We start from the raw sequence: 13,187 nt of genomic DNA on the forward strand, positions 1-13,187 counted from the left end.
CCCTCGGGGGGGGAGATATGAATACGAACCAAAAAACCAATGTCGCCACTGTCGCGCTACGTAGCGGACAGATCCTCGGCAGCACGCGCATGCTCGCCCTGGCAAGTGCCGCCGGTGCCATGCTCTGCATGCCAACGCACGCGACAGCACAAACGGCCATGGAAGCAGGCGCCGTAGCCAAGTCCACCACAGCACCGGTCGTGGTGCAGTCTCGTGCCGGGGCAACCGCACCGGTGCAGATGACGATCAGCATGAACCCGGCGCTGGCGACCGCGCCGGTCGCTGACGTACGGGGCCCAAACTGCACAGGCGCCGTGCGCGGCGAAAGCAGCGTGGTGGTGCCTGTTGGGAAGTCTTCGCTCATCTCGCTGCCGGAGCCGGTGCGCAATCGCACCCTCGGCAACCCAGCCGTGGTGCAAGCCACCATGGTGTCGCCGCAATCCATGTATCTGCTGGGCCGCAGTGTCGGCACCACCAACATGATCGTGCAGGGTCGCAGCGGCGCCTGCAGCATCGTCAATGTGGTGGTCAACGCCGATGCCGGTGGCCTGCAGACTTCGCTCGCGCAACTGATGCCGGGTGAAAGCAAGATTCGCGTGACGACCGCGGCAGACAGCCTGGTACTGGCCGGCAACGTGTCGAGCGCACAGGCGGCACAGCAAGCCATGGAAATCGCCCACGCCTATGCAGCCTCTGCACAAAGCGGTGCGGACAAGGGCGGCGGCGCGGCAGGTGCACTCGGCGGTGGTGGTGCCGCCGGCGGTGCCAGCGTCATCAACATGATGATCGTAGATACACCGCAGCAGGTCATGCTGGAAGTGAAGGTGGCGGAAGTGTCGAAGACCCTGCTGAACCAGCTGGGCTCGGCACTCAATATCCAAGGCGGATTCGGCTCTTGGGGCGGCGGCCTCTTGACCTCCCTGCTAACCGGATCGTCTACCGCGCTCTTTGCCAACAAGGCGAACAACCGGCCCTTCCAGGTTGAGTTGGATGCGCAAAAGAACGATAGCCTGGTGAAGATTCTTGCCGAGCCGAATCTCGTCACGCTCAGTGGGCAGGAAGCCAGCTTCCTGGCAGGCGGCAAGATCTACATCCCGGTTGCGCAGAGCAGCAGCTCAGGTGGTGCACCCACCATCACGCTGCAAGAAGAGGAATACGGCGTTGGCCTGAAGTTCACGCCGACCGTGATGGCCAATGGGCGCATCAACCTCAAGGTGGCACCGGAGGTGTCGGAACTCTCACCCACGGGCGCAACTGTTACCGGTGCCAACACGAACGGCCAGACCATCCTGCCGCTCATTACCACGCGGCGCGCCTCCACCACTGTGCAGATGCGTGACGGCGAGAGCTTCGCCATCGGTGGGCTGCTGCAAGACAACGCACGCGGCTCGCTGAAGGCACTGCCTGGCGCGGGTGAAATCCCCGTCCTGGGCACGCTCTTCCGCAGCACGCAGTTCCAGCATGATCTGACGGAGCTGGTCATCGTCATCACGCCGCGCCTGGTGCAGCCAATGCAGACAGCCTCGTATCCGCTGCCGACTGACAGCTTCTCGACGCCCAGCGACCTTGCCGTCTACCTGACGGGCAACATGGAAGGCTCCGGCGCCAAGAACCGTACGGCCAAACCAGCAACGGCTGCCGCACCTGCAACGGCACCGCAAGCACCTGCGCAGGTACCGAGCGCACCCGCTGCGCCCAGCTCGCAGGCGCCGATGCCGGCTCCGGTTACGCCCGCCCCGGTGGCCCCAGCCACCCCTGCACCACGCACTGAGGTGAGCATCGCCCCGCCCACGCAGCCGGCAAACGCCACGCCCGAAAAGCTAGCGGCCACGCAACCGGTTGTGGAACCCGCGTCCGCCACAACCTCGGCCACGGTGTCCACGGACGACAACGCCGCGCGTGTCGCCCGAATCGAAGCCACCGCAGCACGGCTGGCCCAGGCCAGAACCAAGACGCAGGGCCGGCCGACGGCAGTGGCCGACACGACCACAACCCCGCAGACACGCTAACCCGGGAACCATGTGGAGAAATGCCATGAACACCAATCTCAAATACCTGCAACGCGCCGCACTCGCGATCCTGGCTTGCCAGGCCCTGACTGCCTGCATGACCACGACACCCAACTGGGACAAGCACTTCGGTGAGGCCGTCACCAGCGTCAAGCAAGCACAGGTGATCAATCCCGACGCACCTGCCGGGTTGCCCGCGCTGAATGGCTATGACGGCAAAGCCGCAGTAGCCGCCATGAGCAACTATGACCGTTCGATGACCCGCTTCCCCGCTGGGGGTACTGGCACCGGCAGCGGTGGGTACGGCGGATTCGGCAGCAGTGGGTACGGCGGTAGCGGGATGTCCGGCAGCTTCTCGCGCTGACAGCACTTGGCGGGTGCCCAAACAGCATCCGCCATCGCCAGCCTGATACCAGGCCAGCCCTGTCACGGCGCGAAGCAACGACATACAGAACACACGATCGAACGGGGAGCTTTGCCATGCTCAAGATCTTGATTGCCTCCGAAGACGGTGAACGCCTGGCGGACCTTGCACGCCTGGTAGCCGCCGCCGGCAGCTACCAGGTCATGCACCTGCATGCTGCACCGGGCAGCCTGTCCACGCATGCCTGCCAACTGCGCGGCGCGGATGCGCTCATCATCGACCAGCCAAGCGGTGGCCCGAGCCAGATGCTGAGCATCGAACTGCTGCGGCAGCAGTTCACTGACCTGCCCTGCATCCTCGTCACGCAAACCCAGGAGCGCGACGACCTGATTCGCGCACTGCGCGCCGGCGTCAGCGACATACTGACTTGGCCGCTGGAACGCGCCCAACTGACGACAGCGCTCACGCGGCTGGAAACCAACCACATCCCGAGAACACGCGAGGAAGCGCGCGTGATTGCCTTCATCTCCAGCAAGGGCGGCGCCGGTTCCAGCTTCATCGCCAGCAACGTCGGCTACACGCTGGCCGCACACGAACACAAGCGCGTGCTGTTGATCGACCTGAACACGCAGTTCAGCGACACGCACTTTCTGGTGAGCAACAAGACACCACCCGCCACGCTGTCCGAAGTGTGCGCACAGGTCGACCGCCTGGACGATGCCTTCCTGGAAGCGTGTCTGACACGCGTGGCCAAGGACTTTGACGTCCTGGCCGGCGCCAGCGACCCCATCAAGGCGGGCGAGATCAAGAAGGACAAGATCGAGTACGTACTCTCGCTGGTGTCACCGATCTACGACTTCATCCTGGTGGACGTCGGGCAGGCGATCAACCCGCTGTCGATTGCGGTGCTCGACCACTGCGACCAGATCTGCGTCGTGGTCCAGCCGACCATTGCCTTTGCCCGCACGGGGCGGCGCCTGCTGGATATCCTGCACGGCCTGCATTACCCCGCCGAAAAGCTGCGCATCCTGGTCAACCGGCATGGCAAGCGCGACGAGCTGCCACGCAGCACGCTGGAGCAAGTCTTCGGACAGAAGCTCTTCCATGTGCTTCCCGAAGATGCTGCCTCGGTGGATGACTCCATCTGCCAGGGCATGCCCATTGCCCAGCATCACCGCAGCAGCGCCATGGCCAAGGCACTCACGGCATTAGCCAACGTCTTCGCCACAGCGCGCGAGAACGATCGTCACGCATCCCAAGAGAAAGGCTTCTCCTTGAGCAAGTTCTTCTCGCGGGCCAAGACGTCGTCTCCGAACATTGCCTGAGTTTCTCCTGTCCATTTCGCCAGTCAGACGGAGCCCATCATGTCGATCCGCGACCAACTCTCCCGCCCGGACCACGCGCCGATGTCCATGAACGGGCACGCGCCATACCACCACAAGGTGGCGGGCCATCCGGCCTATCGAGACTTCAAGAAAACCGTGCACGAAGTGGTCCTGGACCGCGTGGATCTGGAACGGCTGGCCCGCTTCCCGACCGAGCAGGTGCGCCACGAGATCGGCACCCTGGTCAACAACATCATCGACGAGGAAAAGCTGCTGCTCAACGACACCGAGCGCCGGCAGATGACCACCGATGTGTATGACGAGATGTTCGGCTTCGGCCCGCTCGAGCCGCTGCTGCAGGACCCGACGGTGTCTGACATCCTGGTCAACACGGCAAAGCAGGTCTACGTCGAACGCCGTGGCAAGCTGGAACTCACCGACGTCACCTTCTACGACGATGCACACCTGATGAAGGTGATCGAGAAGATCGTCTCGCGCGTGGGTCGTCGCATTGATGAAACCAGCCCGATGGTGGACGCGCGCCTGCCCGACGGCTCGCGGGTGAATGCCATCATTCCGCCCTCGGCCATCGATGGCCCGCTGCTCTCGATCCGCCGGTTTGCGACCAACCCGCTGCAGGTGTCGGACCTGATTGATCTCAAGACACTCACGCCCCCCATGGCCAAGCTGATGCAAGCCTTGGCACAGGCCAAGGTGAACGTGCTGGTGTCTGGCGGCACGGGCAGCGGCAAAACCACACTCCTGAACATCCTCTCAGGCTTCATCCCGGCGGACGAGCGGATGGTCACCATTGAAGATGCCGCAGAACTGCAACTGCGCCAACCGCACGTGCTGCGCCTGGAAACGCGCCCGCCCAACATCGAGGGTAAAGGCGAGATCACGCAGCGTGCACTGGTGCGCAACGCCCTGCGCATGCGGCCAGACCGCATCCTCCTGGGCGAAGTGCGGGGCGGCGAGGCCCTGGACATGCTCAACGCCATGAATACCGGTCATGAAGGGTCACTCACCACCGTGCACGCCAACACCCCGCGCGATGCGCTGACGCGCATGGAAAACATGGTGAACATGGCAGGCCTGAACCTGCCACCCAAGACGATCCGGCAGCAGATCGCCTCGGCCATCACCGTGATCATCCAAGTGGCGCGTTTGACGGATGGGCGCCGCAAAGTCATCAGCATCCAGGAGATCACCGGCATGGAAGGTGATGTCATCAACATGCAGGAAATCTTCACCTTCCAGCGCACGGGCATCGCGCAAGACGGCTCGGTCAAGGGGCACTTCCGCGCCACGGGGGTCTATCCGAAATTTGCCGAGCGGCTGCGCGTGTTCGGGGTGGGCTTGCCAGACGAGACCTTTGACCCGCAAAGGCACTTTGAGGTCTAAAGGCTTGAAGCCAAAGCCACCGCCAGTGTGGCCCAGGCGCGATCTAGAAACGGGGGCACCCTAAATGAACGAAATCTTCTACGCGTTCGCAATCCTGCTGTTCGCGGCCGTCGTGCTCTGCATCGAGGGGGTCTACCAGTGGTGGAACAACTACCACGGCCCCGAGGCCAAGCGTGTTGATGCCCGCATCCGTGCGCTGTCCGCGGGCGGACACATCGGCACCGAACAGCTCTCGATTCTCAAGAAACGCCTGCTGAGCGAGTCACCGCAGTTCCAGCGCTGGTTGATGAATCTGCCTCGCGTGAGCACGATCGACCGTTGGCTGGAGCAATCCGGCAGCGCCTGGTCGGTCGCGCAGCTCCTGGGATACACCATCCTGATTGGCGTCGGAGTGCTGGCAGTAGGTGCGTTGCTGCCGTTCCCGTTTGGCATCGTGACGGCCTGCGCGCTGCTCATGTCTGCGCTGCCGGTCTTGCACATCGCATCGCAGCGGCGCAAACGCCTGAAGAAGCTGGAAGCGCAGCTTCCCGACGCGGTGGACATGATCGCCCGTGCACTGCGCGCCGGCCACTCCTTCGCCAGCGCGCTGGGCATGGTCGGGCAGGAGATCAAGGAGCCGATGGGCCCCGAGTTCCGCACCACATTCGAAGAGATCAACTACGGCGTGTCGCTCGATGAAGCCTTGACCAACCTCGCCAAGCGTGTGCCCGTCAATGACCTGCGCTACTTCGTGATTGCCGTGCTCATCCAGCGCGAGAGCGGCGGCAATCTGGCGGAAATTCTCGACACCATCGGCAACCTTGTGCGCGAGCGCCTGAAGCTGTACGACAAGATCCGCGTGCTTTCAGCCGAAGGGCGGTTGTCGGCATGGATTCTCGGGCTGCTGCCCTTCGGCACGGCCGGCATGATCCTCTTCGTCAATCCGGACTTCATGAAAGTGCTATGGACAGACCCGATGGGCCTGAAGATGATCGGCCTGGCGCTGTTCAACATGGTGATGGGGCTGATCTGGATGCGCAAGATCATCCGCATCCGGGTCTGACGGACGTGCGATATCCAGCACGGTGACCTGACCTGACAACGTGATTTCGTTTTCTTGGGGGGAGACGATCATGCAAGCGCTCTATTCCAATCAATATTTCATCCTGGTCCTGATCTTCGTGGCTGCCTTTGGCGGTGCACTTGGGCTACTGCACCTGTTCTCTCCGAACCGCGCACGCGGCCGGATGCAACAGATCGGCGGCCAGACCGTGGGCACAGACCTGGCCGGCGGCCCGGACCATGCCTGGGTAGAGAAACTGGCCACCTGGGCCAAGCCGGTCTCGCAACTGTCGTTGCCCAAAGACGGCTGGGAGAACTCGCAACTGCGCACCCGCTTCATGAATGCCGGCTGGCGGCAACCGTGGGCGCCGTCGCTGTACTTTGGTGTGAAGACGGTGCTGGCAATCCTCTTCCCGCTGACGGCACTGCTGGTGCTGAGCAGCCGACCGGAACATCACGACCAGGAGGTGGTCCTCGCCGTTCTGGGGCTACTGAGCGCCATCGGCTATTACCTACCCAATGCGGCACTGGCACGCAAGGTCGAGCATCGTCAGCGCGATGTGTTTGAGGAGTTTCCCGATATGCTCGACCTGCTCACGGTGTGTGTAGAAGCCGGACTTGGCTTGGACGCCGCCATGATGCGCGTGTCGGACGAACTCGCACTGCGCTGCCCCGTCATGGCTGAAGAAATGGAACTCACGCTGCTGGAACTGCGTTCGGGGTTTCCCAAGGAAAAAGCACTCACCAACCTGGCGCTGCGCACCGGTGTGGAAGACGTCGACCGGTTTGCATCGATGCTGATCCAGGCAGACCGTTTCGGTACCAGCCTTGCCGACTCGCTGCGCGTGTTGTCCGACATGCTGCGCACCAAGCGCCGGATGCGTGCGGAAGAACAAGCCGCCAAGATCGCGCTGAAGTTGCTCTTCCCGCTGATCTTCTTCATCTTCCCGACGCTGCTGCTGGTGTTGCTCGGCCCTGCATTCATCCAGATCTACCGTGTGCTGCTGCCGACCATGACAGGCTCGGGAGGCTGACATGCGCGCGCAACCATAGCTGGTAGTAAAGGCCCCCGGACTATCACCTGGCGTATGTGCTAGCGCGGTGGTCCAGTTCCCGGACGCGCGCCGGGTTTTTTCCTTTGTATCTCGAGCGGTTGGGGTTAGTGGTGCTTCTGCTTGGGGATTGAGCCCGGTGGTTTGCCTCCCTTGCATCCTCTGCCGGTGCAGACCTTTGTGTTCCCCCCCTGTTTCATTCCCTGCCGGGGCTGACTCGCTTTCTTTGTCTTGCCAAAGACGTAATCAAAGAAAGGCACGCCCGATGCAGCGACTTCCCCTTGAATTTATGTGACCGCGCGGGGAAGGAGGCAAACTCGCTGCGCTCAGACAAGGCTCCTTCCTTTTTCCGCCCGCTCACAGAAATTCAAGTCGCCGCATAGGGCAGGGAAAGGCCAAACCATCGATCACCAGCGCAGCAGGAACCAACAACACAACGCGAAGCAAGGCGGGCAACAACAGCAAAAATTGGCGCCCCCTGGGCCAGCACACCGTTGGTGTGGCCGTTGATGTTCCTGCCCTTGATGGCGCCTTCGATTTTCGTTGCGAGGAGGATCAAGAAAGGAGCCTTGTCTGAGCGAAGCGAGTTTGGCTCACCCCCCTCCCCGCGGCAAAAATCCTAGGAGGGAGTCGCCACCTCGGGCGTGTCTTTCTTTGGTTACTTCTTTGGCAAGACAAAGAAAGCGAGTCAGCCCCGGCAGGGGATGAAACAAGGGATGCACCAAGAACAAAAAAAAACACCCCTGCAGAAAACGAAAAAGGGACAGACCCCAAAGCCCATCCCTCAAGAAAAAAATGAATCCAACCAGCAGCGAGAAAAGAACCCTCAAGAGCAAACGCTACTGCTATTTGGATCCTGCCCCATGACCTCTCGCGGCAAGTAAGTCGAAAACCCCGGCACAGCGAGTTGAGAAAAACCAATCCAGGTAGCAGGCGAGTAAGGTGCCACTGTCATACCGGTCACGCTGACGGCAACACCACCGCAGCTCGTAGCATCACAGCTGGTGCTCACCGCCCCACTGGTGTCGTACCACTGCACCGACACATTCGCGGACGTGAGCGTCGGCAGAATGGTCTGCATCTTGCTCAACACAGATGTCGAGCCCTGACCGCAAACCACCGCCTGTCGCGCGCCCCAGCGCGTCGCTTCTCCCACGGCGTTCCAGGTAAATAGAATGCGCCCAAAGTCGAGGATGCCAAGCAGCACCGTCAGAAAGAGCGCCACCACAATGGCGAACTCAACCGCCGTCGTACCTTTCTGATGCTTATTCATAGGACTGCCTCATGGTCACTGAGATGTTCCCAAACGGAAACGACGTGATCGACCCGCTGCCGCCCGCATAGAAGCGCAGGAACGCCATCATGTCGATTACCGGGTTGAACGTGTAGCCCGAGATCGTGACGGTGACGGTATTGATGGCCGGGTTGGTCCCTTGTGCGATGTTGGACGTGCAGCTCGTGTTGGACGCATCGCAAATGGAAACCATGCTGGACGTCAGCCCTGGTGCGAGGGGCGCTTGCGTGCTGCCGACAGTCGGCGTGCCGTAGACCGCCAGATTGGTTGCCGTCGTATAGGAGGTCGCGTTGCCGGCGGCCTGCGTGCTCAGGTAACGGGCGGCGTCTCGCGTGGCCTTTGCCAGGGTGTTGTAGGTGTAGATCGCCCGGCCGAACTCCGTTATCCCAAAGGTGATGGCCAGCAGCAGGCTGAGCATGATGGCCAGTTCGACCAGCGCCACACCATGTTGTCGTTGTCGTGTCTTCATGGTTCGCTCCTACTGCACCAATGCTGGAACCAAGGGGCCCTTGCTGCCGCCAGCCAGACCACTGGGTGAACACGGGCTGCTGGCGGACCCTGCGTTGCCGAGGAACTCGAACTGCGGCGTATTGTGGACACCGTCAATGGGCTGCAACATCAGCATGCAGGCGTAGTCGATGATCTTTGACGTGGAGGAGATGACGGGCACCAGGACGACACGCCGGTTCGCCCCATAGGTGGCAAGATCTCCGCTGCTTCCGCTTGTCGCAAGACTTTTGTAGCCGCCCTTGACGTTGAGCCCGGTGATCTTGTCGCCGCCGGTGACACTCGTCCCGGTATCGTCGTAGTTGGCATAGGCAAGCCGTTTGTTCTTGAAATTTGCAGCGCTCGTGTCCGAGCCCGATGCTGGTGTGCCGCTGTAGGCGTTCTGCGGCACTGCGTTCGTCCAGTTGGTCGATGTATAGGAGTAGCCCGTGAAATCCGGCTGCAGTTGCGATGCATTTGACTTGTTCTTGTAGATGCCAAAGCGTGCATTCCAGTTGTCGTCAACTGACACCTTCGCACCCGGTGTACCAAGCTGGTCACCGATCTTGGAATTGCAGTAGCCCTGATCCATTTCGGTTTTCGTCTCGTTGGCATTGGTGGAGCCGTCGAGGTTGTACCAACCCATCTCCCCAGGCGTGGGGGAGCCACCGGCATACAGCATGCTGACCCACTCACCGATCTGGAAGCCATAGTTGGGGGCGGTCCCAACGGCTTTCGGGACCAGGGCCACGGGAATGGGGCACGTGCTCTGCGCATGTACACGCGTGGCCACCGCCAGTGCGGCAACAGCATTGCTTGTGGCGCCGCCAACGAACTTGATCAGACGCGCGGTGATCCCGCTCTTGGTATGCGTGCATTTGACGTAGCTCGACGAACTCGACGCCACGCCGGCTGCGCTGTAGGTCCCGTTCAGTGCCGTGCTGAACGTGACATCCGCGTTCGCCAACGACGCCGACGATGCTTGATAGACGACGCGGTTGGCGTTGCCCGCTGTCAGCCCCGCATTCGTCGCCCGGGTCAGCGCATCTGATGCTCCGTCCAGTTCCTGCGCTGCAGACAAGGCACAGCTATCCACCGCTGACTGAAGCTCCGTCTTGGCCACGAACAGGCCGCTCAGGTCGATGACCAGGCCTGCCATTCCCAGCAACACGGCAAGGATCAGGCCAACCATCGGGAGCACCGCCCCGCGTTCTCTCTGTTTGGTATGCGTGCGCATATGCCTTCGCCTCCGCCGGTGTGAATGGCTATCGGGCGTTGTATCGACTACCTGCCGCGGCTCGCCGGTCGCTTGCAGATCTCCCCGTCCCTTATCGTCAGTTGTAGCCGCCACGGACGCAGTCCGAAACTGGCCGTAGGTATGATTCAGCGATGAAACGCGAAGCCGCTTGGTGGCTTGCATAGCGGGCGGTTTGTGCAGGCAGCCCATGTTGCCCTCCGCTAGCGGAACGTCCAGAACCGATGCAATAAAAAGGTGAGCGGCGGCACCACTGACAGGATGGCCGCAAGCCCGGCCCAGTAGCTCAGGCCCAACGTCTGCGCCAGCCACGAGATCGCAAGCGTCAGCGCCAAGCCGAGCAGTGAGACGGCGTAGAAGCGCAGGAAATTGGCGCGCCCCGGCTTGGCCGAGAAGCTCCACAGCGCGTTGAGCAGGTACGAGCAGACGTTGGCGCAGACGAACGCTACGCCGTTGGCCGTCACCTGGGAGGCAGAAAAGCCGTTGATGAGCGTGGTGGCGATGGCAACGTGCATGCCGGTTGCCGCAACACCCGAGACCCCGAAGCGCAGCACTCGGATCACCATCATGCGGTCCGGCAGCCGCTGCGCAAGCGTTGGCGGCAGCAGACCTGCCAATGCGTTCATGACGCCCGTTTCAGCGTGTCGCATGATGTCCCCCGTCCCTCTGTCACCATTCTTGGTGGCACGAGGCAGGGGGAAAATCGATCAAACGGATGACGAAGCTGTCAGGAATTGGACGAGCTTGATAAGCGGAGTGCGCGACACCTCAGTCCGCGTCGCCGCTGTCACTGCCGCCGTGCGTGCGGTCAAAGCGGCGCAGCGTGTCGATGCGCTCGCGCGTGAGCGGGTGCGATGAGAAAAACGCCGAAGCATCGTCATCGCTGGCGGCGTCGCCCTTCTTGGCGGCATCCGCCTTGCGCGTACCGCCATGCGTGTCTTCCAGCGCCTGCAGCACGTCGGCAAACGCGCCGACAGACAAGCCGTTCTCCTGCAGCAGCAGCGCGGCATAGCGGTCGGCGTCGCGCTCGTAGTCACGCGAATAGCGCAGCGTGAGCAGCGCCGCCGGCACACCCGACAGGATCGTCGAGACATCGCCAAACAACAGCGCCGCCGTTGCGCCAATGGCCGACGACTGAATCACCTGCCGCAGCCCATGGCGATATTCCACGTGACCAGCCTCGTGCGCCAGCACACCCGTCAGACCATCGCCCTCACCCACCAGCTTCACCAGCGCATCGGTCACGACAATGTCCCCGCCCGGCAGCGCAAAGGCATTGGCGCCGATGTCGGCATCCCGAAAGACGATGTGATACGTGTGCGTGGCCTGCGGGGGCCTCTGCAGCGCCGCAAAGCGTGCGCGGATGCGGTCCTGCTGCGCGACGGGCAACTTGCTTGGCCGGAGCCAGCGTTCATCCATGGCTTTGAGCGTGCTGCGCCCGAGCTGTGCTTCGGCGCGCTGCGGCACCATGTTGGCCACCACCTTGGCACCCCATGGCAAGCCGTAGCGATACCCCAGTGCCAGCACCACCACCATGGCCAGCAGCGCGCCCAGCGCCAGCTTCCAGCTGTTCTGCGCCAGCACGACCCACCCCTCCCGATAGCCGGTGCGATGCAGCAGCGCGTTCAACGACGTCTGCTCCGCGGGGTCGGTGATCTCGCAAAACGCGCCGTCTTCGAACGTAATCAGGCGCGGTGCATGCTTGACGCGTTCCGACACCCGCAGCGTAGACAGCGGTGCACGGCGCAGTGGCGTGCCTTCGGGGTCGAACAACACCGCCTCGCCCGCCTCGACAGCAAGGCGCACCGGTTGCGCACGCGAGGTACGGCCGTCGAAGTAGGTCGCGAGAATCACAGCGGGTGCCTTTGCCTTGCAGCGCGGTTACAGCGCGATATCGATGTCGTACCAGTCCACGGTGGCGTCGCCCAGGGCGCTCACCTTGGTGGTCTCGCCAGCCACGAAGGTGTCGAGTGATCCCGATGCAAACATCGTCACGGATTCGAGCTTGTAGCGTGCAGTACGCACACGTGCAAACGGTGTGAACAGGCCGACGGTGATCACGATCATCACCGCGTTCGACACGAAGATCCAGAACAGCTTGCCAGCACCGACTTGGCTCTGAAAACGGTGCGCGCCCAGCGTCGTGTTGCTCCACACCAGGTTCTGCAGGCGCGACAGGACGTACGGGGTCAGGAACAGCATCGCCGCATACATGAACAAGCCGATGACGATGAAGCCGAAGATCTGGCCGATGCCTGGCGCACGATGGAACGACACCCCCAGCAACAGCGACAGCACACCAGCCACCACAACGGCCAGCACTGCCAGCCCGAACGTGCGCAGATACACGCCGTAGAAGTTGCCCGGCGTGGCCGAGAAATCAAACGGCGCGGTACCGAAGCGCGTGTTCTTGTGCTGATAGCGCTTGAAGCGCTGATGCGCCAGCGGCGCCAACAGGTAGAGCGAGAACACGCTCAGGATCGGCCACACCAGGAACACCATGTAGCCCTCGGCATCCTTGCCCGTAAAGGCGAAGCGCAGCCCACGGTAGCTGGAGTTGGCCATGCGAAAGCGCAGCGACCGTACGAGCAGCCACGGGAACGCAGCGGCCATCAACGCAAGCAGTACCAGCCCCACCGCAGCTGACGAATGGCCGAGCAAGTTGAACGCAAGCGCCAACACGAAAATGATCGCGCGGCCCTTGAGAATGGCAATCGGGCTGCCGTGATAATCGAAGCTCGATCCGGCCAGTTGGGTGTTGCGATAGAAATACTGCAGCGTGCGCACCTTTGCCCATGCCGAGTAGACGCCCAGCGTGACGATGGTCAGCAGCAGGTTGACGATCCAGATACGGAAGTATTCCGAGCCGCTGCCGATAAAGCGCAGTCGCAAGGGTTGCGGCGCTGCTGGAGCGGGGGCGCTGCCCAGGATGGACTCGCGTGCGATGTCGTTCATCT

The 13,187-nt window shown here is 62.2% G+C and carries 13 protein-coding genes; 6 read left to right on the forward strand and 7 right to left on the reverse strand.

Going from position 1 to position 13,187, the window contains the following annotated elements:
- Window positions 1-17 precede the first annotated feature (17 nt).
- The 6 genes from ACTJK6_RS05850 to ACTJK6_RS05875 all read left to right on the forward strand — a co-directional run bounded on the left by ACTJK6_RS05850 (window position 18) and on the right by ACTJK6_RS05875 (window position 7,177).
- On the forward strand, window positions 18-2,009 hold the full coding sequence (locus ACTJK6_RS05850; protein WP_440838523.1) for a type II and III secretion system protein family protein: 1,992 nt from the start codon (window positions 18-20) through the stop codon (window positions 2,007-2,009).
- Between the two features lie 25 nt (window positions 2,010-2,034).
- A complete protein-coding gene (locus tag ACTJK6_RS05855; RefSeq protein WP_232042140.1) occupies window positions 2,035-2,373 on the forward strand; it encodes a hypothetical protein in 339 nt (112 codons plus the stop codon).
- Between the two features lie 116 nt (window positions 2,374-2,489).
- Window positions 2,490-3,698, forward strand: coding sequence for an AAA family ATPase (locus ACTJK6_RS05860; RefSeq protein ID WP_232042139.1), 1,209 nt, complete (start codon window positions 2,490-2,492; stop codon window positions 3,696-3,698).
- A gap of 39 nt (window positions 3,699-3,737) precedes the next feature.
- Window positions 3,738-5,102 carry a CpaF family protein gene (locus ACTJK6_RS05865; protein ID WP_373407659.1) on the forward strand — a complete coding sequence of 455 codons (1,365 nt, stop codon included), beginning with the start codon at window positions 3,738-3,740 and terminating at the stop codon, window positions 5,100-5,102.
- A 64-nt stretch (window positions 5,103-5,166) separates the two neighbouring features.
- Window positions 5,167-6,144 (forward strand): type II secretion system F family protein, encoded by a 978-nt coding sequence (locus ACTJK6_RS05870; protein WP_316868488.1) that lies wholly within the window; start codon window positions 5,167-5,169, stop codon window positions 6,142-6,144.
- Between the two features lie 70 nt (window positions 6,145-6,214).
- Window positions 6,215-7,177, forward strand: a complete 963-nt coding sequence (locus ACTJK6_RS05875) for a type II secretion system F family protein (RefSeq protein ID WP_232042137.1) — start codon at window positions 6,215-6,217, stop codon at window positions 7,175-7,177.
- Window positions 7,178-7,562: 385 nt separating this feature from the next.
- On the opposite strand, the gene ACTJK6_RS05880 is transcribed toward ACTJK6_RS05875, so the two are convergent.
- From ACTJK6_RS05880 to ACTJK6_RS05910, 7 genes are all read right to left on the reverse strand, one after another.
- Window positions 7,563-7,754: a hypothetical protein gene (locus ACTJK6_RS05880; protein WP_440838524.1), complete on the reverse strand. Its 192-nt coding sequence runs from the start codon at window positions 7,752-7,754 to the stop codon at window positions 7,563-7,565.
- A gap of 267 nt (window positions 7,755-8,021) precedes the next feature.
- Complete coding sequence (locus ACTJK6_RS05885; protein WP_045203584.1) at window positions 8,022-8,468, reverse strand: TadE/TadG family type IV pilus assembly protein; 447 nt, start codon at window positions 8,466-8,468, stop codon at window positions 8,022-8,024.
- Window positions 8,461-8,958, reverse strand: a complete 498-nt coding sequence (locus ACTJK6_RS05890) for a TadE/TadG family type IV pilus assembly protein (protein WP_316868485.1) — start codon at window positions 8,956-8,958, stop codon at window positions 8,461-8,463. The genes ACTJK6_RS05885 and ACTJK6_RS05890 overlap by 8 nt, the downstream gene beginning before the upstream one ends.
- 9 nt (window positions 8,959-8,967) lie before the next feature.
- Window positions 8,968-10,212, reverse strand: coding sequence for a pilus assembly protein TadG-related protein (locus tag ACTJK6_RS05895; protein WP_440838525.1), 1,245 nt, complete (start codon window positions 10,210-10,212; stop codon window positions 8,968-8,970).
- 221 nt (window positions 10,213-10,433) lie between these two features.
- Window positions 10,434-10,880 (reverse strand): GtrA family protein, encoded by a 447-nt coding sequence (locus tag ACTJK6_RS05900; protein WP_232042133.1) that lies wholly within the window; start codon window positions 10,878-10,880, stop codon window positions 10,434-10,436.
- 118 nt (window positions 10,881-10,998) lie between these two features.
- On the reverse strand, window positions 10,999-12,084 hold the full coding sequence (locus tag ACTJK6_RS05905; RefSeq protein WP_232042132.1) for a M48 family metallopeptidase: 1,086 nt from the start codon (window positions 12,082-12,084) through the stop codon (window positions 10,999-11,001).
- Window positions 12,085-12,111: 27 nt separating this feature from the next.
- On the reverse strand, window positions 12,112-13,185 hold the full coding sequence (locus ACTJK6_RS05910; protein WP_232042131.1) for a YjgN family protein: 1,074 nt from the start codon (window positions 13,183-13,185) through the stop codon (window positions 12,112-12,114).
- Between the last annotated feature and the right edge of the window lie 2 nt (window positions 13,186-13,187).

The sequence above is a fragment of the Ralstonia sp. 22086 genome (assembly GCF_052045975.1).
In the GTDB taxonomy this organism is placed as follows: domain Bacteria; phylum Pseudomonadota; class Gammaproteobacteria; order Burkholderiales; family Burkholderiaceae; genus Ralstonia; species Ralstonia wenshanensis.

Bases quoted from the DNA above. Each gene is read 5' to 3' on its own strand.
- ACTJK6_RS05860 (WP_232042139.1), top strand. From the start codon at position 2,490: ATGCTCAAGATCTTGATTGCCTCCGAAGACGGTGAACGCCTGGCGGAC.
- ACTJK6_RS05890 (WP_316868485.1), bottom strand. From the start codon at position 8,958: ATGAAGACACGACAACGACAACATGGTGTGGCGCTGGTCGAACTGGCC.
- ACTJK6_RS05865 (WP_373407659.1), top strand. From the start codon at position 3,738: ATGTCGATCCGCGACCAACTCTCCCGCCCGGACCACGCGCCGATGTCC.
- ACTJK6_RS05900 (WP_232042133.1), bottom strand. From the start codon at position 10,880: ATGCGACACGCTGAAACGGGCGTCATGAACGCATTGGCAGGTCTGCTG.
- ACTJK6_RS05855 (WP_232042140.1), top strand. From the start codon at position 2,035: ATGAACACCAATCTCAAATACCTGCAACGCGCCGCACTCGCGATCCTG.
- ACTJK6_RS05910 (WP_232042131.1), bottom strand. From the start codon at position 13,185: ATGAACGACATCGCACGCGAGTCCATCCTGGGCAGCGCCCCCGCTCCA.
- ACTJK6_RS05875 (WP_232042137.1), top strand. From the start codon at position 6,215: ATGCAAGCGCTCTATTCCAATCAATATTTCATCCTGGTCCTGATCTTC.
- ACTJK6_RS05885 (WP_045203584.1), bottom strand. From the start codon at position 8,468: ATGAATAAGCATCAGAAAGGTACGACGGCGGTTGAGTTCGCCATTGTG.
- ACTJK6_RS05895 (WP_440838525.1), bottom strand. From the start codon at position 10,212: ATGCGCACGCATACCAAACAGAGAGAACGCGGGGCGGTGCTCCCGATG.
- ACTJK6_RS05870 (WP_316868488.1), top strand. From the start codon at position 5,167: ATGAACGAAATCTTCTACGCGTTCGCAATCCTGCTGTTCGCGGCCGTC.
- ACTJK6_RS05850 (WP_440838523.1), top strand. From the start codon at position 18: ATGAATACGAACCAAAAAACCAATGTCGCCACTGTCGCGCTACGTAGC.